This is a genomic window from Martinezella sp. CNPSo 3890 (genome assembly GCF_057784455.1).
Genome location: NZ_JBXSOR010000002.1, coordinates 721,728 through 741,494, shown reverse-complemented (window position 1 = coordinate 741,494; position 19,767 = coordinate 721,728). Strand labels below are relative to the sequence as shown.

At 57.9% G+C, this 19,767-nt stretch carries 24 protein-coding genes; 11 read left to right on the top strand and 13 right to left on the bottom strand.

What is annotated here, in order from left to right:
- Nucleotide 1 precedes the first annotated feature (1 nt).
- Nucleotides 2-778 (top strand): ABC transporter permease, encoded by a 777-nt coding sequence (locus AC13RC_RS09570; protein WP_113353459.1) that lies wholly within the window; start codon nt 2-4, stop codon nt 776-778.
- A gap of 233 nt (nt 779-1,011) precedes the next feature.
- On the opposite strand, the gene AC13RC_RS09565 is transcribed toward AC13RC_RS09570, so the two are convergent.
- Nucleotides 1,012-1,854 (bottom strand): DUF1236 domain-containing protein, encoded by an 843-nt coding sequence (locus AC13RC_RS09565; RefSeq protein ID WP_488556988.1) that lies wholly within the window; start codon nt 1,852-1,854, stop codon nt 1,012-1,014.
- Between the two features lie 311 nt (nt 1,855-2,165).
- On the opposite strand from AC13RC_RS09565, the gene AC13RC_RS09560 reads away from it, so the two are divergent.
- Both AC13RC_RS09560 and AC13RC_RS09555 read left to right on the top strand, forming a co-directional pair.
- Nucleotides 2,166-2,540, top strand: coding sequence for a hypothetical protein (locus tag AC13RC_RS09560; RefSeq protein ID WP_112721678.1), 375 nt, complete (start codon nt 2,166-2,168; stop codon nt 2,538-2,540).
- 235 nt (nt 2,541-2,775) lie between these two features.
- Entirely contained in the window at nt 2,776-3,030 is a 255-nt protein-coding gene (locus AC13RC_RS09555) for a DUF982 domain-containing protein (RefSeq protein ID WP_113353456.1), read from the top strand.
- A 140-nt stretch (nt 3,031-3,170) separates the two neighbouring features.
- Here the strand turns inward: AC13RC_RS09555 and AC13RC_RS09550 are convergent, their stop codons facing one another.
- Nucleotides 3,171-5,165 (bottom strand): ABC transporter ATP-binding protein/permease, encoded by a 1,995-nt coding sequence (locus tag AC13RC_RS09550; protein ID WP_488556987.1) that lies wholly within the window; start codon nt 5,163-5,165, stop codon nt 3,171-3,173.
- A gap of 333 nt (nt 5,166-5,498) precedes the next feature.
- Here AC13RC_RS09550 and AC13RC_RS09545 point away from each other — a divergent pair, with 333 nt between their 5' ends.
- The 3 genes from AC13RC_RS09545 (at nt 5,499) to AC13RC_RS09535 (ending at nt 8,200) form a co-directional block, all read left to right on the top strand.
- On the top strand, nt 5,499-5,747 hold the full coding sequence (locus AC13RC_RS09545; protein ID WP_113331860.1) for a hypothetical protein: 249 nt from the start codon (nt 5,499-5,501) through the stop codon (nt 5,745-5,747).
- 232 nt (nt 5,748-5,979) lie between these two features.
- A complete protein-coding gene (locus AC13RC_RS09540) occupies nt 5,980-7,773 on the top strand; it encodes a thiamine pyrophosphate-requiring protein (RefSeq protein ID WP_113353454.1) in 1,794 nt (597 codons plus the stop codon).
- A gap of 157 nt (nt 7,774-7,930) precedes the next feature.
- Nucleotides 7,931-8,200: a hypothetical protein gene (locus AC13RC_RS09535; protein ID WP_069614031.1), complete on the top strand. Its 270-nt coding sequence runs from the start codon at nt 7,931-7,933 to the stop codon at nt 8,198-8,200.
- 25 nt (nt 8,201-8,225) lie between these two features.
- Here the strand turns inward: AC13RC_RS09535 and AC13RC_RS09530 are convergent, their stop codons facing one another.
- The 6 genes from AC13RC_RS09530 to budC all read right to left on the bottom strand — a co-directional run bounded on the left by AC13RC_RS09530 (nt 8,226) and on the right by budC (nt 13,398).
- The gene (locus tag AC13RC_RS09530; RefSeq protein WP_113353453.1) at nt 8,226-9,119 is read right to left on the bottom strand and encodes a DUF72 domain-containing protein; all 894 of its coding nucleotides are present in this window, start codon (nt 9,117-9,119) and stop codon (nt 8,226-8,228) included.
- Between the two features lie 71 nt (nt 9,120-9,190).
- On the bottom strand, nt 9,191-9,400 hold the full coding sequence (locus AC13RC_RS09525) for a hypothetical protein (RefSeq protein ID WP_113331686.1): 210 nt from the start codon (nt 9,398-9,400) through the stop codon (nt 9,191-9,193).
- Between the two features lie 106 nt (nt 9,401-9,506).
- Entirely contained in the window at nt 9,507-9,827 is a 321-nt protein-coding gene (locus AC13RC_RS09520) for an oxidoreductase (RefSeq protein WP_113353452.1), read from the bottom strand.
- 170 nt (nt 9,828-9,997) lie between these two features.
- Complete coding sequence (locus AC13RC_RS09515) at nt 9,998-12,091, bottom strand: catalase (protein WP_113353588.1); 2,094 nt, start codon at nt 12,089-12,091, stop codon at nt 9,998-10,000.
- An 88-nt stretch (nt 12,092-12,179) separates the two neighbouring features.
- Nucleotides 12,180-12,617, bottom strand: coding sequence for a PPC domain-containing DNA-binding protein (locus AC13RC_RS09510; RefSeq protein WP_113353451.1), 438 nt, complete (start codon nt 12,615-12,617; stop codon nt 12,180-12,182).
- Nucleotides 12,618-12,633: 16 nt separating this feature from the next.
- Nucleotides 12,634-13,398, bottom strand: a complete 765-nt coding sequence (budC, locus tag AC13RC_RS09505) for a meso-2,3-butanediol dehydrogenase (protein ID WP_113353450.1) — start codon at nt 13,396-13,398, stop codon at nt 12,634-12,636.
- A 176-nt stretch (nt 13,399-13,574) separates the two neighbouring features.
- Here budC and AC13RC_RS09500 point away from each other — a divergent pair, with 176 nt between their 5' ends.
- The 5 genes from AC13RC_RS09500 (at nt 13,575) to AC13RC_RS09480 (ending at nt 16,939) form a co-directional block, all read left to right on the top strand.
- Nucleotides 13,575-14,429: an SDR family oxidoreductase gene (locus AC13RC_RS09500; RefSeq protein WP_173002519.1), complete on the top strand. Its 855-nt coding sequence runs from the start codon at nt 13,575-13,577 to the stop codon at nt 14,427-14,429.
- 190 nt (nt 14,430-14,619) lie between these two features.
- The gene (locus AC13RC_RS09495) at nt 14,620-14,802 is read left to right on the top strand and encodes a hypothetical protein (RefSeq protein ID WP_083258237.1); all 183 of its coding nucleotides are present in this window, start codon (nt 14,620-14,622) and stop codon (nt 14,800-14,802) included.
- Nucleotides 14,803-14,812: 10 nt separating this feature from the next.
- A complete protein-coding gene (locus tag AC13RC_RS09490) occupies nt 14,813-15,019 on the top strand; it encodes a hypothetical protein (RefSeq protein ID WP_113353448.1) in 207 nt (68 codons plus the stop codon).
- Between the two features lie 130 nt (nt 15,020-15,149).
- Entirely contained in the window at nt 15,150-15,599 is a 450-nt protein-coding gene (locus tag AC13RC_RS09485; RefSeq protein ID WP_113353447.1) for a DUF2231 domain-containing protein, read from the top strand.
- On the top strand, nt 15,596-16,939 hold the full coding sequence (locus tag AC13RC_RS09480) for a PQQ-dependent sugar dehydrogenase (protein ID WP_113388796.1): 1,344 nt from the start codon (nt 15,596-15,598) through the stop codon (nt 16,937-16,939). Before AC13RC_RS09485 ends, AC13RC_RS09480 begins: the two co-directional genes overlap by 4 nt.
- A gap of 185 nt (nt 16,940-17,124) precedes the next feature.
- Here the strand turns inward: AC13RC_RS09480 and rpsU are convergent, their stop codons facing one another.
- The 5 genes from rpsU to csgH all read right to left on the bottom strand — a co-directional run bounded on the left by rpsU (nt 17,125) and on the right by csgH (nt 19,766).
- Entirely contained in the window at nt 17,125-17,328 is a 204-nt protein-coding gene (rpsU, locus tag AC13RC_RS09475; protein ID WP_113353445.1) for a 30S ribosomal protein S21, read from the bottom strand.
- 439 nt (nt 17,329-17,767) lie between these two features.
- A complete protein-coding gene (locus AC13RC_RS09470; protein WP_488556986.1) occupies nt 17,768-18,298 on the bottom strand; it encodes a BON domain-containing protein in 531 nt (176 codons plus the stop codon).
- Nucleotides 18,299-18,347: 49 nt separating this feature from the next.
- Nucleotides 18,348-18,497, bottom strand: a complete 150-nt coding sequence (locus AC13RC_RS09465; RefSeq protein ID WP_095438695.1) for a hypothetical protein — start codon at nt 18,495-18,497, stop codon at nt 18,348-18,350.
- Between the two features lie 220 nt (nt 18,498-18,717).
- On the bottom strand, nt 18,718-19,131 hold the full coding sequence (locus AC13RC_RS09460; protein ID WP_113353443.1) for a curlin: 414 nt from the start codon (nt 19,129-19,131) through the stop codon (nt 18,718-18,720).
- Nucleotides 19,132-19,367: 236 nt separating this feature from the next.
- Entirely contained in the window at nt 19,368-19,766 is a 399-nt protein-coding gene (csgH, locus tag AC13RC_RS09455; protein ID WP_113353442.1) for a curli-like amyloid fiber formation chaperone CsgH, read from the bottom strand.
- Between the last annotated feature and the right edge of the window lies 1 nt (nt 19,767).

The following is a 19,767-nucleotide window of genomic DNA, read 5'->3' as shown; positions in this document are numbered from 1 at the left end:
AATGGCAAGAGCAAGCCGTTTCGTACGTTTCCGGCGCGGCATGACGTTGCCGATCCTCCTCCTCGTGGCCTGGGAGGTTTCAAGCCGGACGGGTCTCGTGGACGCGCGCTTTCTGCCGTCGCTAGAGGATGTCGTCGGGACGGCCAAGCGTGAGCTGATCGACAATGATCTTATCGGCGAACTGGGTTTCAGCCTGATGCGCAATATTGCCGGCTTCCTGATTGGATGCGTGCTCGGCATCGCTTTTGCGAGCCTGCTGGCGCTCTCCCGGATTGCCGACCGCCTGATCATGCCGACCTTCAATGGACTGAAGCAGATCTCCCTTCTGGCCTGGATACCGCTGATCTCGGTCTGGTTCGGCTTTGGCGAACAGGCGAAGATCGTCTTCGTCGCGCTCGCCGCCTTCATTCCTATCGTTCTCAATACCTATGATGGCATGCGTGAGGCGCCGGCCGAACTGCTTGAGGTCGCAACGGCGCTAAGGTTCAATGCGCGGCAGAAGGCATTGCGGATCTATATTCCGGCGGCGATGCCGTCGATCGCCACCGGCGTGCATCTCGGCTTGATCTATGCCTGGCTGGCAACGGTCGGCGCGGAATATTTCCTGGCCGTCGGTCCGGGCATCGGCGGCCTGGTCATCGCCGGTCGGGAGCGGTTCGACATGGCGCTCGTCATGGTCGGCGTCCTGGTGCTCGGCTTCGTCGGCTTTACACTAAATCGCCTTGCCTCCGCGCTTGAAGCTTATTTGTTGCGCTGGCGGCCTAAGCAGACCGTATAGGCTGCGAACATCATGCGCTTCAATGTATCACGCAGCTAAACCCGGTTCCTCGGCTGCTGTTCTCGAGACCGTTCTCGATCTTGGCCCCGCGGACACGTTCAATCGCCCACTGTTGATGCAATGAGCGGCCGGATCGAAATTCCTGCAACTTCTGCCTTGCCTGCCTGACGGCATCGGGCAAGACATATGTTTGCGGACGCCATGAAAACTCTGGCGCCCGCAAACATCCAGAACTAGGCATCGATGATATAGACGATCGTGAATGTCGAGGGATCGACGATGACGATCCGTCCGTCCGCTAGGACGAAGAATCGATACGCCTTATATTGCGGAACGATCTGGACGATGCGCGGCGGCAGCGGCTCCAGCTCGATCTTCCGGGGAATGGTTGCGCCTACCGATACCGAGAAATCCGTCTCGCGAACGGGGGTGACATGGACCTCTTTAACCACCTGCCGGATCTGTGTTTGTTGCTCAACGGAGACCTGGACTTGCGAGCCGCCCTGCGTGTTTGTTTTTGTCGTGGTTTTGCTTCCCGTCTCACCTCCGGTCGTGTCCGTCTGTTGATCCTGCTTGGTGCCGCTAGGGGCTTTCATATTGCTGCCGGAGCTTCCCGCGGAACCCGCTTTGTTGGTGTCTGTACCACCTTGACCAGTCCCTTGCTCATCGTTCGAGCTGTTGGTGCCTCGGGACTGGGGAGATGCTGATTTGTTGTTGGTTCCTGCCTTGGTACCATTGCCTTGTTGAGTTTGGTCTCCGGATTGGCTTCCTGTCTGGCCTGTTGCTCCGGTGTTTGTCGAGCTGTTGTTCTGACTGCCATTCGACTTCGAATCCTGATTGCCTTGAGTGGATTGGGCCGGTGCCTGGCCGGGAGAATTATCTGAATTTCCCTTCAAGTCCTTGGTGGATGTTCCGGACTGTGGCTGTTGCTCGCTGGTCGATGGCTTGCTGTCGCGCGTCGTGCCGCTTTTGGGGATGACCTGGGTATCCTGCGCGCTTGCGGGTGTGATGGCTGCGAAGGAAACACCGATTGAAAGCGCCGTCATCAGAACGGCAAGTCTGTTCGTCGTCTTCATGATTTTCTCTTTTCTCGCTGTTGAGTACATAACGGCGTTTATCCGCCGCTATAGGACGAACAAGGTGACGGGCCTCCATGTTCCGGCATTGGACTTCAGTCGCACGGGCATCCGACTGAAGGCTCGGCCGTGAGCTTCCAACATGCCGCAGCTATTTTTTGCGGTGGGTAAGCCTTGTCGGACTGTGTCGGCATGGCGCAACTTTGATCACTCCGAGCGGGCTCTTTAAAGGAACTTTGCAACGCGATCGGCATTCCCTTCTTTGTTATTTGCGTTCTGAAACAGCGGAAACCTCGCTGAAGGAGCTTACCGTGATCAAACCTTTGATTCTATTTGGCCTCGCGCTGATGCCGGCAGCGGCTTTCGCGCAGTCGGCCGATCTTGAGGCAACCTGCAAGATCGTAGCCAAGAACTTCTTCCTGTCGGATAGCCTCGCGATCGGCGCTATCCAATCCTTTCCGGAACTGAAGCCGCCTGGTGTGCGCATGGCCTATTCCACCCGTCAGGGAACATCTCCCGCGGAAATGACCGACACCTTCGAATGTGAATTCGACAAGCCCGACAAACCCCATAATCTCGCTAAGTTCTGCGTATCAACCACTTGCTATACTGCGAATGAGAGCGATGCGGACCGCAAGCGACGCTTCGAGGAAATGCGCGTTCTCTTGCAACGAGCGGAAAAATAGCCGCTGTGAGTGGTGAAGGAATGTTAGATTTGGTGCCCGCCTTTGAAGCCAAGGATTTGCCTGTCGGTCAGAGCGACCGTTCGGTCGGAATGATCACGGTCCACGTGGCGGGGAAAGGCTCCGCCGAGTTCGCTCAGGTGAAAGCTCGAGCTTGGGTGGCTTTGGCTTGCGGCTTTGGTGACAACCTCGGCGGAACATTCGGATCGCGGTGCCGTTTCGCCGCAAGAGGACAATCATGACACAACAATTGTGGAACAAGCCAATCACCGTCGAGACGCGCAAACCCGGTCAGCGCCTGACGATCGCCAACACGGAGACCGCCACCTATTACCTGCTGCGGAACTGGCCCGCAAAGTCGCACGGGATCGCCTTCAAGAATGCGAAGCGAACGTTGATCAGTGCGCACCAAGGTCACGTGGAGGCCCTGGTAGCAAGAGCCGCGTTCCTCGCCGCGCTTAAAGAAAGCGGTATCCAAATATTTGAAGCGTGATGGGCGAGCGCGACGCGCTCGATCCGACTTTGTAATGACAGCCATATTCCTAGCGGCCATGCGCTCTATCAGACTACACGAAAGATCATGTGTTGCCCTCGGTGCCACCGGACTGATGATGAGACAAATGTCAGTCAATCCTAACGGCGCTGCTTTCCGTGAGCCAAGTTGCCTCTTGCTGCGGGCCTTTGGTCATCCAAGAGGCGCAAAAGCAGGTTCCGTCTTTTCCCGCGCTGGGCGAGATCAATGTCGCTGACAAGCATCGCGCCACCCTCACGTCGCTCAAGGGTGATCTTGCGGCTATGGAAGGCCTCCAGCTCGGCTCTGTGCCCGACGCTGATAATGGTGACCTTCGGCAGTTCGCGGATCACCATCTCCATCATCTTGTCCTGGCTTTTTTCATCGAGCGCTGATGTGGCCTCATCCAGGACGATGATATCGGGATCGTGTAGCAGAAGACGCGCGAATGCGAGCCTCTGTTTCTCGCCGCCCGAGAGCGTCTGGTCCCAAGGCGCATCTTCCTCAATTCTGTCGTTGAGATAGTCAAGCCCGACCTTCTCAAGGGCCGCTTTGATCTCATCCAGCGTCCAGTCCTCGGCCGCTCGCGGATAGGCCACGGACCGGCGAAGTGTGCCCGATGGGATATAGGGTCGCTGGGGCAGCATGAACAATCGGCTACCGGGATGAAAATTGACGCTGCCATGACCCCAAGGCCAAAGACCGGAAATGGCCCGTACGAGCGTGCTTTTTCCCGTGCCGGATTCTCCGGCGACCAACACGCGTTCGCCCGGCTCGATCTCGACCTCCGTCTCCCTGACCACGGAGGTGCCGTCGTCGAGCGTCACGGAAAGATTATTTAAGCACAGCATCACCTTGCCTTCTGTTTCACCCTGCTTGATGCGTCCGAGGGAATCGCTCTTTTCGGCACGCTCCAATCCGTCGAGTGACGTCATGAGCGATGCGACGCGATGTGCGGAGGCATTCCAGTCGGCAAGCCGCGGATAGTTGTCCACCAGCCATCCGAACGCACTCTGGACGATGGCGAAGGCAGAGGCAGACTGCATCACTTGACCGAGCGTCATGCTGCCTTCGAGGAATTTCGGTGCGCAAAGCAGGACCGGCACGACGGGCGCGATCAGCATCGACCCTTGCGAGATAAGCGTCGTGCGCATGTATTGATGCGCCAACCGCGCCCATTGCCTCAGCACATTGCCAAAAGTTCGTTCGAGGTCATTACGCTCCTCCTCTTCGCCGCCGAGCAATGCGATGCTCTCGCCGTTTTCGCGCACATGTGTCAGCGTATAGCGAAATTCCGCTTCCACCTGGTTCTTGACCTCGGAAATCTCGACGAAGTGCCGGCCGATAACTGCCATCGAGGTGGACGTGACCACGGCATAGAGAACCGCGGTGACGACAAGAAAGCCGGGAATTGTGATGACTGAACCAGCGATCTGGAACGTCAGGGCTCCGCCGATCGTCCACAGAACGACGATGAAGGTCGATGCCGACAAGAACGCGGAAATGACGCCGGCCAGGAAATCGACCGGGGACTCCGTGGCGATGCGCAAATCCTCGGAGAGACGCGCCTCGGGGTTCTTGTGGCCTTCGCCGCCGATCAGGTTCAGCTGATAATAACGGCCGTTCGCGACCCAGCGAGCGATGAGCCCGGTCGTCAGCCAGGAGCGCCATCGTCTCTGGATCATCATGCGAATGTAGACTTGTACCGTGACAAGGGCGACACTTCCGAGCACCAGCGGCAGAAACACCGCGCTCAGGACATAAACAGTGTGGGCGTTGCGTTGCTCAATGGCGTCAAAAATCGCGCGGTTCCAGATGTTAATGCCATACTGGAAGCAGACGTTCAGGCCGATCAGCGCAAGTAGTCCGATCGTGCACGGCCACGCGAAGCCATCTCCGCGGCGACTCCAGTAGCCACGCGCGCTGATCCAGAAACGTGCAAGCAAGTACCCTTTGCGTGCCCGTTCGGCCTCCTCGGGCGTCATGTCCGGATCGGATTCAATGATATTTGCTGGTGGCTCGACATCAATAGTCGGAGCTTTCTCCCGGCGCGACCTCTCACGCCCAGGCGACTTGGCGCCGTCGACCGATTTCGGATTGGATTTAGCGTCGGTCATAAGCACGACAACGGACTAAAATTCAAAAAGTTTCACAATAGGAATGTCGTCGATGGTGGCGGCCATGTGTCGGGACAATGAGGCAGTCGTCGCGCGAACCCTCGGCATGTAACGGAAGGTTCATGTAAAAGCGTAAGTCGGTTGATTACTGTATCTTATCCCTAGGAACGAAGGTGCACCTCGGTCAAGGAAGAATGCACCCCATGGGCGGACCACGCGCCCTTGGCTTGTGTTGGCCGGCGCTATCGCGCGGATGGCAGCGCGCCAATGATGAGACGGCTCCAGGGAACTCGTCCATCGCAAATGGCGTTTCAATATCAGGAGGAATTCATCATGTGCCCGCAAAAGCCAATCATAGCTTCGCTTTTCGCACCCGCGCTTGGGCTGCCGAATCCGATACAATATTACCCCGAGCAATCGCCTCGTCTTCCCGCTTCAGAAAGTGAAAAGGAAGCGTATGAAGAGGGAGTCAAGGCGGGAAAATGTGAAGCCGAGAATAGAAAGAACCCTTATCCTGACAATAGCGAACTGGCCAAAGCCTACGAGCACGGTTACCTTGATGGTCAAAAGATCCGGTCGTAGCCACACAATGGCGAGCGATGATCTCGCACGTGTTCATTTAGCAATGCGAGGGCTTTTCATGGATTAGCAGAGAGACGTGTCGAACGATGATCGATGCGTCCGATGGACGGCGACGAAGGCTTCGCATGCCCGGCTTTTCCAATGACTGCCTCTTCCGATAGCGGGAACATAAAGAGCCTCTGCTTGTTGGACCCCACGCGCTTTGATGGCGCGCGACAAGTGGAGATGGATCATGGCAAAGACGGTTGGCGACTTTATCGTGCAGCGCCTCTACGATTGGGGCGTGCGACGCATCTTCGGCTATCCCGGAGATGGCATCAACGGCCTCTTCGGGGCTTTGAACCGGGCCGATGGAAAAATTGAATTCGTTCAGGCTCGTCACGAGGAGATGGCCGCTTTCATGGCGTCGGCTTATGCCAAATTCTCAGGCGAGCTTGGCGTTTGCGTCGCCACCTCTGGACCGGGTGCCACGCATTTGGTGACCGGGCTCTATGATGCGCGGTTGGATCATCAACCTGTCTTGGCCCTTGTCGGCCAGCAGGCCCGTCGGGCGCTGGGCGGTCACTATCAACAGGAAGTCGATCTCGCATCGCTCTTCAAGGATGTTGCCGGCAACTTCGTCCATCAGGCCTCAGCTCCCGCGCAAGTACGCCATCTGGTCGATCGGGCCGCGCGCATCGCGCTGGCGAACAAGACGGTCACTGCCGTCATCCTGCCGAACGACCTGCAGGAGATGCCCTATGAGACGCCGCCACGCAAGCATGGCTCGGTCATGTCGGGCGTCGGCTATGTGGCACCGAGAACGGTGCCGCACGAGATCGATCTGAAGCGCGCCGCGTCCGTCCTGAATGCCGGAAAGAGGGTCGCGATGCTCGTCGGTGCCGGCGCGTTGGGCGCGAGCGACGAGCTGATCGCGGTCGCGGACCGGCTGGGAGCAGGAGCGGCGAAAGCCTTGCTCGGCAAGGCCGCCCTACCGGATGATCTGGCGTGGGTCACCGGCTCCATCGGCCTTCTGGGTACCGAACCATCCTGGGACCTGATGCGAGACTGCGATACCCTGTTGGTCGTCGGATCCGGTTTTCCTTATTCGGAGTTCCTGCCCGAAGAAGGCGATGCAAAAGGGGTTCAGATCGATATCCGGCCTGACATGCTCTCCTTGCGTTATCCCATGGAGGTCAATCTTGTCGGCGACGCCCGGGAGACCTTGCAGGCATTGCTGCCGCTTCTCAAGCAGAAGCAGGATCTTTCCTGGCGCAAGGAGATCGAGACGAGTGTCGGAAAGTGGTGGCGAACGCTGGAGGCGAGGGCGCACGTGGAGGCCAATCCGGTCAACCCGCAGCGTGTCGTCTGGGAGCTTTCGCCACGCCTGCCAGACGGCGTCATCGTCACGAGCGATTCCGGTTCATGCGCCAATTGGTACGCGCGCGATTTGCGCATGCGCCGCGGCATGATGGCCTCCTTGTCCGGCGGTCTCGCGTCCATGGGGGCGGCGGTGCCCTATGCGATCGCCGCGAAGGTCGCGCATCCGGATCGGCCAATCGTCGCCCTGGTCGGTGATGGCGCCATGCAGATGAACAACATGGCGGAGTTGATCACCGTGACGAAATACTGGCGCGAATGGTCCGACCCACGCATGGTCGTCTGCGTCTTCAACAACGAGGATCTCAACCAGGTGACTTGGGAGCAACGCGTCATGGAAGGAGACCCAAAATTTGATGCCTCGCAGCGGATCCCCGATGTCCCCTATCATCGCTTCGCCGACATGATTGGCCTTCAGGGGATTTTCGTCGATCGACCGGAGGCGCTTGGCGCCGCCTGGGATGAAGCGCTTACCGCCGATCGTCCCGTTGTTCTCGAGGTCAAGACAGATCCCGAAGTGCCGCCGATACCGCCGCACCTGACTTTCGAGCAGATGCGCAACCTGACCACCGCCCTGCTGAAAGGGGATCCTGAAGAAAGCGGTGTGATCAAGGGAACGCTAAGACAGGCGCTGAGTGCCATCCTTCCTAGTCGCGCCAACAGGTGACGACGGGCAAATGTCGGCTGCGCTGCGGGAACCAATGCTGGGAAGGGTGGTTTGGACCGATGTCAATCGACTAAGCCTTGGCTGAATGAAAGAGCATAGCGCGAGACGGCGAAGTGCTCTGGACGCGGCAACAGGCGACAACGTCAGGAGGTGTAAGGTGGAAACCTATCATAGGTATCGTAAGAACAACGTGCCACCAGGCTCCATCGTCATCAAGTTCTACCATTCCGGCGATCAGATCCGAGGATTCCTGCGCAAGGTCATGTCGCCAGGAGAGGATGACACGGTTTTTCCTGGTGAGGAAATGGAGCCAGATGACGCCTTTCGGGCCGCTCGCAACAAGATGTCGAATGAGGTTATGCGGCCCATCTATGTCGAACTGTCGGAAGGCGTGAACTGGAATCCGGCCTGGGGGCGGCTTGAATAAGTATGATGCCGCCGCGTGCTCCTCCTTACGGACCTTTTTGCCAGACCAGCCCAAGATACTGGCTGAGCCGCCGCGCGTCGGCCGGCGCCCGCACCTTCACGTCATTATCGAAATAGACATAGACATCGCGACCCCGTCGTGACCGCTTCAATGGCTTCAGGACACGGTTGGCATTGTCCGGCTCGCGCCCGTGCGCCCAATCGGCGATGCGCTCCGCCCACATGCTCAACGCTTCATCATCGTAGCCGCTGACATAGAGTTCTTCCGAGCCATGCAGGCGGCAATAGATAAAGTCCGCGGTGACATCCATCAGCAACGGCCACTCGACGGTATCGGCGCAAACGAGCCCGATCCGATGCTTCCGCAAGAGTTCAATGAAATCGGCGTCCACGAAGCTCTCGTTGCGGATTTCGAATGCATGGCGGATCGGTCTCCTTTTGTCCGCCATCAACCAATCTCGGCCGTTCAAGCGCTCATCATGCCGCTTGGCCAAGGAAAGTGCCTCATCCGTGTCCTTTGGCAGCAGGTGGATGAAATTGGAGAACAGTTCTCGATCGAACCGCAGCCGGGGAGGAAACTGCCAAAGTATGGGTCCCAGCTTTGCTCCCAGCCGCAAGAGGCCGGAGGCCATGAAATTGGCAAGCGGCACCTCGATATCGCGAAGCCTTCGTAGATGGGTTATATAGCGTGATCCCTTGACCGCGAAAACGAAGTCGTCTGGAGTGGCCTCCCGCCATCTTGCGAAGGTGTCGGGTGTCTGCAGGCTGTAGAATGTGCCGTTGATTTCAATGGATGGAAATTGCGACGAGGCGTAGGACAATTCGTGTTTCTGGGTCACGCCCTTCGGATAGAAAACGCCGCGCCAGGGTGCGTACGTCCACCCGGAAATTCCGATGCGGATCGTTCCAGCCTTTACCATGGTTCATACCGCGTCCGGATCACCTTGCCTGTGCAAGAGACGATGTCGTAATTCAATGCCCGTCGATCCCGTCAGGTAACGTTGATGGACGGCAGGAACGACATGACCTCGTTGCGTTGTCTTGGTGCCAAACTCTCGATTTCCCTTTTCCAAAAGGCTTCAGCTTCGAGCGGATCAGCCTCCCAGCTGTTGGTCGACAGGATGTTGTCATCCATTACCAGAAGTCTTTTTCCACCGAGCCTTAGATATTCCTCGGCAAGTTCCTGAGCGCCATTCATCATGATTTGTCTCCTTGATTGGCCCTCCCGCTGCCGGTGATCCACGTCACGGACACCGACAGCCAAGAGGTGTGCGAAATGCGGGAGGCATTTCGGATTTCCACCATTATTATTGCGGGCAGTTCTGGCTGGACGTGCTGTCGCTCGACTGGCTATTGTTTTGCGTATCCGTACCTTGCGTCGTGTTCTTGCCGGTTTTCATGGCATTGCAGTCCTGGGACTGACCGTTGGAATTCGGAGTCCCGTTGGTTCCGGTGGTATTGCTATTGGCGCCTCCAGTTCCGTTGGAGGTGCCATTGCTCTGCGAACCGGTGCCGGCGCCGTTACCACTTCCGGAATTGCCTGTTCCGCCGGAACCTGATTGCTGAGCCATGGCTGCCGTGGCCATGCCGATCGAAAGAGCACAGACTGCGATTATTCTCGTCAACATTGGTATTTCCTTTCTTTGGATTTGCCACCTTCCAACTCCAATGGCGGGCAGTTGTTTCCGGATTTTCCGATATTTCCTCGCTGGTAATCAGATCAGGGAATGGCGCGATAATCGGTGGACACCGCTGATCACCAACGGAGGCAGGCAGCGACGTGAGGGGAGCTTGCCCATCAGGCGAGCATCCGGACACGGGGCTCGCGGTCCCAATATCGCTTGGGCGCGGCACTCAGGAAGGAGGCGAGATCCACGACACCGGCGTCGGGTTGAATGCCCGCCTTGTCGAGAAGCGCCTTGGCGGCAGCGTCATGACCGATCGCCTTTAGGTGTCCGAAAGCATCCATCACCCATTGCACGGCAGCCCCTTCGTTGAGGAGCACAGCGGCGCCTTCCTTCGCGAGGATGACGGCAACGGCATCGAAAAGCTGCGAAGGCGAACCAAGGAGCTGCCCATCGGCACGGATCGTATTTCCGTCGGAAAGCTTCGTCTCCCCCACCTTGGGCGCCACGATGAAAGGCCTCGCCTTGGCGTCGTTGAGGGCTTCGACGAGATCGGAGATCGCCTTGGCGTCGCTTCCGTCGGCGATCAATATGCCGATCTGCCGCCCTTCGAGCGTCTCCTTCATGTTCTTATGGATGGAAAGAGCGGGGGAGGGGGCGAGATCGATCGGCTCACGCGCCGGCAAATTCCTGGTCGGGTTGACGAGCCCGAGGCCCGCGGCGACCCTGTTGGCAAGCCCCGCATCGACATTCATGAGGTTGCCGACCATGCGGGGCGGCACGTGCTGGAGCTGAACCTTCGATAATTCGAAGACGAAGGCCGATGCGATGTGAGCCTGTTCCGACGGTGTCTGGGACTTCCAGAAAAGACGAGCCTGACTGTAATGGTCGGCAAAGAGTTCACCGCGCACGCGCAGCTTATCGCCCTGCTCTTCCTTCCCGGCTTGATGCTCATAGGTGCGGAAGCCCGTCACCGGACATTCGCGCGGACCGCCGATTTCGCCGTTGTCGCCAAGGCTATTCGGTTCGTAGTTCGCGCGGCCCTTCGGCACTTGCATCTGCATCTGCCCGTCGCGCTGGAAGTTCATGACGGGGCATTTGGGCGCATTGATCGGCAGTTGATGGAAGTTCGCGGTCCCAAGGCGGGATTTCTGCGTGTCGAGATAGCTGAAGAGCCGGCCCTGCAGCAGGGGATCGTTGGTGAAATCGACGCCTGGGACGATGTTTGCCGGGCAGAACGCCACTTGCTCGGTTTCCGCGAAGAAATTGTCCGGATTGCGATCGAGAACCAGCCGTCCGACGATCTTTACCGGCAGTACCTCTTCCGGGATGATCTTCGTGGCATCGAGGACGTCGTAGGGAAGGTTTTCGGCAAAGGCATCGTCGAAGAGCTGCAGGCCCAGTTCCCATTCAGGAAAATGCCCGGCCGCGATCGCCTCGAAGAGGTCGCGGCGATGGTAGTCATTGTCGGCCGCCTGCAGCTTCAATGCCTCGTCCCAGACAAGCGATTGAATGCCGAGCTTCGGCTTCCAGTGGAATTTCACGAATGTGGATTTACCGGCATCGTTGACGAAGCGAAACGTGTGGACGCCGAAGCCTTGCATCATGCGCGGCGAGCGCGGAATAGCTCGATCGGACATCGCCCACATCAGCATATGCGTGGATTCCGGCATCAGCGACGCCCAGTCCCAGAACGTATCATGGGCGGTAGCCGCCTGCGGATACGCGCGGTCGGCCTCCATCTTCACGGCATGCACAAGATCGGGGAATTTCATCGCATCCTGAATGAAGAAGACGGGGATGTTGTTGCCGACAAGGTCCCAATTACCCTGCTTGGTATAGAATTTCACGGCGAAGCCGCGCACGTCACGCGGCGTATCCACCGAGCCGGCACCGCCGGCAACGGTCGAAAAGCGGACGAAGACCGGCGTCTTTTCACCCTTGCGCTGAAACAGATCGGCGCTGGTCACATCGGACAGCGATTCATAGAGCTCGAAGAAGCCGTGTGCGGCCGAACCTCGTGCATGCACGATCCGTTCAGGGATGCGCTCATGGTCGAAATGGAAGATCTTTTCGCGCAGGACGAAATCTTCAAGCAGCGTCGGGCCACGGACCCCGGACTTCAGGCTGTTCTGATTGTCCGACACCCGGATACCCTGATTGGTGGTCAGATGCTCCGCGTCGCCATGGGGGCCGCTTTCGGGAATATGCTGGTGCGTCTCCCCGCCTTCGCCGCGCGATGTTTCGAAGCTCGTGTCCTTCGCCATGATATCCTCTTTTTTGCCGTTGGAACCGCTGACCGAACCTTGTTCGACGGGCAATGTTCCGATTGGCCGGAGATGGCGGCTGGTGACCTCAAAGTTCGATCAGCGCGATGCCGAGATCCTCTTGATGCCGACGCTGCAATTCCGCCGGTGTTTCCACGATGGTCGCTTCCAAGGTCGGATGCACGATACCGTCGAGAAAGTGGCCGCCGCGCGTGGAGCCATCCTTCAGACCGAGGACGGCATGAAGATGGAGGCTCGCCTTGCCATCGTCGCCTGTCGCGATATCGCCGATCAGGCTCAGCACCTCGCATTGCTCGGTAATCGGGATCTTGCGGTAGCTTCGCTCGCTAAAATCGAACCAGCCGACAGTCGCGCGTTCAAACGCACCTATCGCGGTGATCGAAGCCCCCTTCAGGTCCTGATCCGTGGCGAAGCGGGCGAGCGTGGAGAATGCTTCCTCATTCGCATCGAGCACGACGACATAGGTCTTCAGGCCGTTCCGCAGGTCAACTTTCTTGAAATTCATCGCGCTCGTCTCCCTTTCAATCCTGTGCCGGCTGGCCGTTGGAAGCCGACACGCCACCATCGACGGCGATGTTGGCGCCGGTCACGAAGCTTGCATCGTCGCTTGCCAGAAAGGCGATGACGGCCGCGACCTCGTCCGGCTCGCAGACACGACCAAGTGGAATGCGTTCCTTGAACTTGGCAACGAGGGCTTCATCCTTGAGCATGTCCTCCGTCATGCCAGTGCGCGTGAGGCTCGGGCATACGGAATTGACGCGAATTCCCTTTCGGCCGAGATCTAGCGCCAGCGCGCGGGTCAGATTGACGATGGCACCCTTGGCGGCGTTGTAGGGGCTCATACCCCAATCGCCGCCGGTGCCGGAGACGGAGGCAGTGTTGATGATCGACCCCTTGGTCTTTTCAAGATGCGGTATGGCCGCACGACAACCGAAAAACACGCCGTCCAGATCGGTCGCCATGACATCGCGCCATTGCTCGTTGGAAATGTCGGCGGGCGCGCCACCCTCGTGAATGCCAGCATTGTTCACGATGACGTCAAGGCGACCGAACCGTTCCACAACCGCCGCTACCATCGCGGCGACCGCCGACGATGCCGATACATCCACCAACTGCTTAAGGCTGCGTTCGGCTGGCAAATCCGCGATGACTTTTTCCAGCGCATCCTCGCGGCGGTCGACGAGAGCGACATTGGCGCCTTCCTTGGAAAAGCGTCGTGCCGTCGCCTCTCCCATTCCCGATGCAGCACCTGTTACGATGACGACCTTTCCTTCGAAGCGATGCATCGGGCTGTCCTTTCAAAATCGGCGAAACGGGATCTATCGAAACGTAGCTTTCGATAGGAACCAGGACCGGACTTGAATGTTCCCCGATGCACCGGGCGGATAGTGTGCCATGGATGGAACCGAAAGCGAGGTGGATGGTTTGGAATGACAACGCAATCATCTCCGGAAGCAAAGTCATGACACATCCACGACCACCATTTCCGCCGCAGCAACAGCCCATGCCCGGCTATACCGCCGACATGCATCCGAAACCCGATCATGGAGAGGTGACCTATCACGGATCGGGAAAGCTTGCCGGCAAAAGGGCTGTCATCACCGGCGGTGACAGCGGCATTGGCCGCGCTGTCGCGATCGCCTTTGCCCGCGAGGGCGCGGATGTTTTGATCGCCTATCTGAGCGAAGACGACGATGCTCACGAAACCAAGAAATGGGTCGAGGAGGCCGGCCGCAAGGCGGTGTTGATGGCCGGCGATATTCAGGATCCCAGACATTGTCGAGATATCATCGACAAGGCCGTCGCCGAACTGGGAGGGATCGATATTCTTGTCAACAATGCCGCGCATCAGGCGAGCTTTCAAGATATCGGCGATATCAGTGACGAGGAATGGGAATTGACCTTCAAGGTCAATATCCATGCCATGTTCTATCTGACCAAGGCGGCCGTACCACACATGAAGCCGGGCAGCGCCATCATCAATACGGCGTCCATCAACTCGGACACTCCAAACCCCACATTGCTTGCCTATGCCACCACCAAAGGGGCCATCCAGAATTTTACCGCGGGGCTGGCGCAATTGCTCGCGGAAAAAGGCATTCGCGCCAATGCCGTGGCGCCAGGACCTATTTGGACGCCATTGATCCCTTCGACGATGACGTCGGAAGCAGTCGAGAATTTCGGAAAGCAAGTGCCGATGAAGCGACCGGGTCAGCCGGCTGAACTGGCAACGGCCTATGTCATGCTTGCCGATCCACTCTCCAGCTATGTTTCCGGCACGACCGTCGCGGTCACTGGGGGCAAGCCTCTCCTTTGAGTTCGGTGCATCTGCGCGACACGGAGCTGAGCCGCGCTCTTCAGATCGAAATCATGTGCTTATGTCCGCGAACGGCGCTCATTCTCGGAACATTCCGGGCTGGAAGTGGTTTGGCCATGACAACGAATGCAGCAAGACGGCCAAGATAAATCGTCCACAGCTTCTGGCAAGGCAATGACAGGAGGAGATGATGAACAGCAGACCACCACCGGTTCCCGAGGAGAATCGAAGCGATAAAGGTGTTGGTGACCACGCCAAGCCATCGATATCCGACCCCCATAAGCCTGACATGACGGTGGATCCCGACAAGAAAGGTCAGCAGGGAAACAGCCGGATCAATACCAGTCACCAGGGGCATCAACAGGATCGATAGGGAGGTGTCAATGTCCACGTCGACGAAAACACCGGCCAGTATTCGCCAAGGCGGCCCGGGAGCATCCCATGAAAATGCCAAGGCGCCCTTGAATATTCCAAAGCCGCCGGCCGAGCCCGATAAGCGGGACCGCAGCAAGGTTTCCGGCGGCGGCGGCGAACGAGATCGCCATCATGGCCACGATCCCAGCCGGAAAGGTGGCCACTCCGCAAGCTGAGGCCGAATTCCGCTCGTGTCGAGAAGCCGAGCGGAAGGCCCGATGCAGTCCATAAGACCCCAATTGTCCGCCTGGAACAAAGCAAGTCGATAAATGTTTGGGTGCTCTCAGGAATATTGGAGACACCGATATGGTCGCACAGGACCTTCGCGCTGCACACCCTCTTCCGCCCCGCCCCCTTCACTCGCTCCTCATTCCGATCCCGATGGTTTGCTTCCTTGGCACATTGGCAACGGACCTGGCCTATTGGGGAACCGCCGAGATGATGTGGGCGGATGCTTCCGCGTGGCTGCTCGCGGTTGGCTTGCTGTTCGGCTTGCTTGCTATAATCGCCATGATAATCGATGCACTCGGCAGGCGCCTTTCCTTGATGCGCGGACCAGTCTGGCTTTATTCGATCTGCGGCGTTCTTATCCTCGTCTTGTCCTTCTTTAACGCGCTCGTGCATAGCCGGGATGCATGGACTTCCGTCGTTCCGACCGGGCTTATTCTTTCATCCGTGGTGGTCGTTCTCGTCCTTTTGAGCGGCTGGATAAGGCGGGTATTGATTTTCCGCAGAGATCCGGGAGCCGAGAGATGAAGATCGGTGTAGGTAAGTTGACCGCGCCATCCCCCGTTGCCGCGCTTATCTGCGGCACGATCCTTATCCTGTCTGGCTGCGGTCAGAACGAAGAGGATCCGAAGGATCAGGTCGGACCAAATCCGACATTGCCGGCCCAGACGCAATATCTCATCCCACCGATGCATGTCGCGAAGGTGATCGGCTGGCAAAACGGCGACAAGCCAAAGGTTGCGGAAGGATTGCAGATAAAGGCGTTCGCGACAGGACTGAAGCACCCGCGTTCGGTTTATGTGCTGCCGAATGGCGATGTTCTTGCCGTGGAATCTGTTGCGCCGCCCGCGGCATCGATCAAGCGTCCCAAGGATCTGATCATGGGCTGGATCGAGTCGATGGCGACATCTGCCGGCAGCAATGAAGGAAGCAACCGTATAACCTTGCTGCGTGACGCCGATGGGGATGGAGTTGCCGAAACGAAGAGCGTTTTTCTCGATCATCTCGCCTCTCCTTTCGGTGTCGCTCTTGTCGGTAGCGACCTGTATGTCGCGGAGACGGACAAGATCATGCGTTATCCATACAAGACGGGAGAGACGAGCATCCCCGATCCGGGAACGAAACTTACCGATTTGCCCGGCGGACCCATCGATCACCATTGGACCAAGAGCCTTGTGGCGAGCCCTGATGGGACGCTACTTTATGTCGGTGTCGGCTCGAACAGCAATATCACGGAAAACGGCATACAGGCTGAAATGGACCGCGCCTCCATCTGGGAGGTCGATAGAGCAACGGGGCGCCATCGCATCTTCGCGGATGGATTGAGAAATCCGAATGGTCTTTCCTGGGAGCCGCAAACGCACGCTCTCTGGGCAGTCGTCAACGAGCGCGATGAGCTAGGTCCCAATCTCGTGCCGGACTATATGACTTCGGTGAAGGAGGGCGGCTTCTATGGTTGGCCGTACAGCTATTTTGGCAAGAACATCGATCCCAGGGTCATGCCGCAAAGACCAGACCTTGTGGCGAAGGCAATCGTTCCGGATTACGCGCTGAGTTCGCACGTGGCGCCCCTTGGGATGGTCTTCTATACCGGTACCAGTTTGCCGGAAGCGTATCGCGGCGGTGCCTTCGTCGGCGAGCACGGGAGTTGGAATCGACACCAATTCAACGGCTACAAGGTGGTCTTCGTCACATTCGCGGACGGTCGGCCCAAAGGCCTTCCGCAAGACGTCGTGACCGGCTTCTTGAATGGCGACAACGAGGCGAGGGGCCGGCCGGTAGGTTTGGCGGTCGACAAGCCTGGCGCCTTGCTAATCGCCGATGACGTCGGCAATACGGTCTGGCGCGTTAGCTCGGCAGCGCCGTAAACTTTACCGACGCCGTCGAGAAAGCGGTGTGCTTGGCCCGCGTTTCGCGCAATGCCGGCGGATCGAAAGGCGCCTTGAAGCGCCAGCATAGTCGCGGTCATCATGGCAAAGCCGCCCTGAACGAAATGAACTTGCATGCATTATGATGTGTTCATCCGATTTCATGTCGGATCTGGCTGACCTAATCAGCCGCCATCGCGCTTCATTCTTTTGCGCACGGCTTTGCGATGTCTGCTGATGGCCTGCGCTTTTTCCCGAATACGCCGCTGGGATGGTTTCTCGTAGGCTCGTCGCTCCTTCATTTCCCGGAACAAGCCTTCACGCTGCATCTTTCGTTTGAGAACTCGGATTGCTTGTTCGATATTGTTGTCTCTTACCAGGACCTGCATTTTGTTCTCCTCACTATTGGTGATGAATGGCGGCCGTCAGCCGAGTTGCTCGGCTATCAGCTTCTGAAGCTCCTCGCGGGTGAGCAAACAGGGATAGGGTTTCCAGCTTTTGTCGGGGAGCTGGTTGATGGGTTGATCGCATCCGCGCGGCTTCACCGCCGCGAGCGCGTCGATTGCCTTTGATTTTTTCAATAAAATCTCCTGCGCCGGCCACTAAGCCAGCGCTCATGTCAATGGATGATGGAAGCGCCCGTCACGTCATCGGACGGAGGGCAAGGAACGGACCGCATGATGGGTCGGGCGATTAAGGCCTGGACCAGCCATTGCAATGCAACGGGCGAGCGGAACCGCATATCTCAAGCCAATAAATGGGTATCGAATTCCGATGTTGCAAGGGGGCAACATCTTCCCAACGTCTAGGGCATGTGGGGCCCGCGTATCACACATCGGGGGGAATATGGGAATCGACACCGATCGTTTTCAGATTGTTGCGAACCTTGACGACACCGGGCGTAGACAGCCCAAGCGCTTCCGCCTGTTCGGCAGCCGCCTGCGTTTCGACACTGCCTTCCAATGTTACGATACCGTCCTCGGCATGAACCTCGATGCTGTCTGCATCGATTTCTTTGCTTTCGATGAACCGTTCGGTAATTGCCGCTTCCAGTTCATCGTTATCGATACGGCTGGGTGGCAATGGCCCAATCGTGTGGGCCGTGTCTTCCTCAAGCCCGTTCGTGTCCGCGTTATCTCCAATCAGGCCAGAGGGGGTATCTTCGTCAAAGTTCGCTGGAGTGGTGCCATATTCTCGATTTTCCGGTTCGGTCGAATCTAGGGCGCTTTCGTCGGAATATGGCCAGCCTTCGCGGGCATCGCGATCCTGATAGTCGCGATAATCTTCTTCTCGCGACAGCGATTTCTTCTTTCGAAACTGTGTCATAGCCAATCTCCTTCCCTTCAGCTCAAGAAACACGCTAAGCTCCGATTTGCTTCTCGGACGCCCATCCGGCTCCGCCGATCTGTTAATGGTGCTTGAAATATTGCACCTCGCGCTCATGCTTTTCGGCCGCCTCGCGGGTCTTGAACGTCCCGAGATTCTTGCGCTTGTGTGTCTTCGGATCGAGCTTGCGTGAGTAGAGACGATATTCACCGGATTTCAGTTTGCGGATCATGACGGTTTCTCCTTTGCTATGGATATAACCCCCGTCGGCAGCCCTGGTTCCGATCGTGCCAAGCCGTGATAAAAGCCCATCCGAAAGGAAAGACCGGCTTTTCCTTCGCCTGTATCGAGGAGGAAATCATTCCGCGCGCCGTTCGCCGGCGCTTTCTCTCTCTGCCAAAATAAGCGAAGATCTTTTGCCTGGGATCGCCTTCGGGATTGCCGTGAACTGCCTACCAGCCGTAGCTGAAGGTAGCGCCACTGCCATTATCCCCATCCTGCTCCACATCGGTTTCAGTATTTCGTCCGTACTGGAAAATGCCATAGGCATTGTTGTTGCCGTTCTGCCGCAAGGTTGCGGAATGACCATTGCCCTGCTGCTGGATGAAGCCGAGATTGCCTCGGCCGGCCTGGGCAATGCCAGCCGCGTTCCCCCGGCCCAGCTGCCGGATGTCGGCGTCTTTCAGGCCGCGGTACAGCGAATAGACGCGCAGTCCGGTCGAGAAAAGATCCGCATCCTCGGCATTATCAGGCACAAGGTTGAACGAGATCCGGCCACCGGCATAGGCTGGCGCGGACAAGGCGACCTGTCCCAGGCTCCCGGCAAGAAGAGTGATGGTAAGGATCTTAAACACGCTGCGGGTCATCCTGATCTCCATTGGCCGGCTGTCTGAGCCGATGACCAACCTTCGCATCTTTAAGCTGAACCCAGTCGGAATTGCCCGTTCAGTTGTGGTTCAGTCGTCTGGAATTGCGTGAAACCAAAGAGACAGAGCGGTTCAGAGGCTCCGTGAGAAACTGAACCGCTCTAAACCTGATCGAAAGCAAAAGGGCGCCAGGAGCCGGCGCCCTTTTAAAGGGATTTGCAGAGTTTGGAGGCCGATTAGTTGTCGCCGACCTGCTTCGTGCAGCTGAAACTCTTATCTCCGATCACAATATCCAGCGTTGCCCTGTATGCGGTTCCTTTGGAGCCGAGCGAGACGGAGCTGAGGATTGCCGGATGCCCGGCCGTGGCATCGAAATCGCCACTCTGGTTGATCATGGAACTTCCACCGTCTCCCGATTTTTCGACGCGAAACGTGTAAGTCCCGCCGACATGCGTGTCGGCGTGGACGAGCGCATCCAGTCTCACCATACCTGCTCCAGGCGTTGCTTTGATTTCGCAAAGCCCCGCATCGTCAGATTGGTTGGCAGTCGTCATGGCCGCAACGGCGCCGACGGGAAGCAGGACCAGCGCGAGGATCGTCATCAGTCGGCGTGGATGTTTGACGCTATTTGGCATG

Coding starts and splice junctions, on each gene's coding strand:
- AC13RC_RS09570 (WP_113353459.1), top strand. CDS start 2: ATGGCAAGAGCAAGCCGTTTCGTACGTTTCCGGCGCGGCATGACGTTG.
- AC13RC_RS09565 (WP_488556988.1), bottom strand. CDS start 1,854: ATGAAGACGACGAACAGACTTGCCGTTCTGATGACGGCGCTTTCAATC.
- AC13RC_RS09555 (WP_113353456.1), top strand. CDS start 2,776: ATGACACAACAATTGTGGAACAAGCCAATCACCGTCGAGACGCGCAAA.
- AC13RC_RS09550 (WP_488556987.1), bottom strand. CDS start 5,165: ATGACCGACGCTAAATCCAATCCGAAATCGGTCGACGGCGCCAAGTCG.
- AC13RC_RS09545 (WP_113331860.1), top strand. CDS start 5,499: ATGTGCCCGCAAAAGCCAATCATAGCTTCGCTTTTCGCACCCGCGCTT.
- AC13RC_RS09540 (WP_113353454.1), top strand. CDS start 5,980: ATGGCAAAGACGGTTGGCGACTTTATCGTGCAGCGCCTCTACGATTGG.
- AC13RC_RS09530 (WP_113353453.1), bottom strand. CDS start 9,119: ATGGTAAAGGCTGGAACGATCCGCATCGGAATTTCCGGGTGGACGTAC.
- AC13RC_RS09525 (WP_113331686.1), bottom strand. CDS start 9,400: ATGATGAATGGCGCTCAGGAACTTGCCGAGGAATATCTAAGGCTCGGT.
- AC13RC_RS09520 (WP_113353452.1), bottom strand. CDS start 9,827: ATGTTGACGAGAATAATCGCAGTCTGTGCTCTTTCGATCGGCATGGCC.
- AC13RC_RS09515 (WP_113353588.1), bottom strand. CDS start 12,091: ATGGCGAAGGACACGAGCTTCGAAACATCGCGCGGCGAAGGCGGGGAG.
- AC13RC_RS09510 (WP_113353451.1), bottom strand. CDS start 12,617: ATGAATTTCAAGAAAGTTGACCTGCGGAACGGCCTGAAGACCTATGTC.
- budC (WP_113353450.1), bottom strand. CDS start 13,398: ATGCATCGCTTCGAAGGAAAGGTCGTCATCGTAACAGGTGCTGCATCG.
- AC13RC_RS09500 (WP_173002519.1), top strand. CDS start 13,575: ATGACACATCCACGACCACCATTTCCGCCGCAGCAACAGCCCATGCCC.
- AC13RC_RS09495 (WP_083258237.1), top strand. CDS start 14,620: ATGAACAGCAGACCACCACCGGTTCCCGAGGAGAATCGAAGCGATAAA.
- AC13RC_RS09490 (WP_113353448.1), top strand. CDS start 14,813: ATGTCCACGTCGACGAAAACACCGGCCAGTATTCGCCAAGGCGGCCCG.
- AC13RC_RS09485 (WP_113353447.1), top strand. CDS start 15,150: ATGGTCGCACAGGACCTTCGCGCTGCACACCCTCTTCCGCCCCGCCCC.
- AC13RC_RS09480 (WP_113388796.1), top strand. CDS start 15,596: ATGAAGATCGGTGTAGGTAAGTTGACCGCGCCATCCCCCGTTGCCGCG.
- rpsU (WP_113353445.1), bottom strand. CDS start 17,328: ATGCAGGTCCTGGTAAGAGACAACAATATCGAACAAGCAATCCGAGTT.
- AC13RC_RS09465 (WP_095438695.1), bottom strand. CDS start 18,497: ATGATCCGCAAACTGAAATCCGGTGAATATCGTCTCTACTCACGCAAG.
- AC13RC_RS09460 (WP_113353443.1), bottom strand. CDS start 19,131: ATGACCCGCAGCGTGTTTAAGATCCTTACCATCACTCTTCTTGCCGGG.
- csgH (WP_113353442.1), bottom strand. CDS start 19,766: ATGCCAAATAGCGTCAAACATCCACGCCGACTGATGACGATCCTCGCG.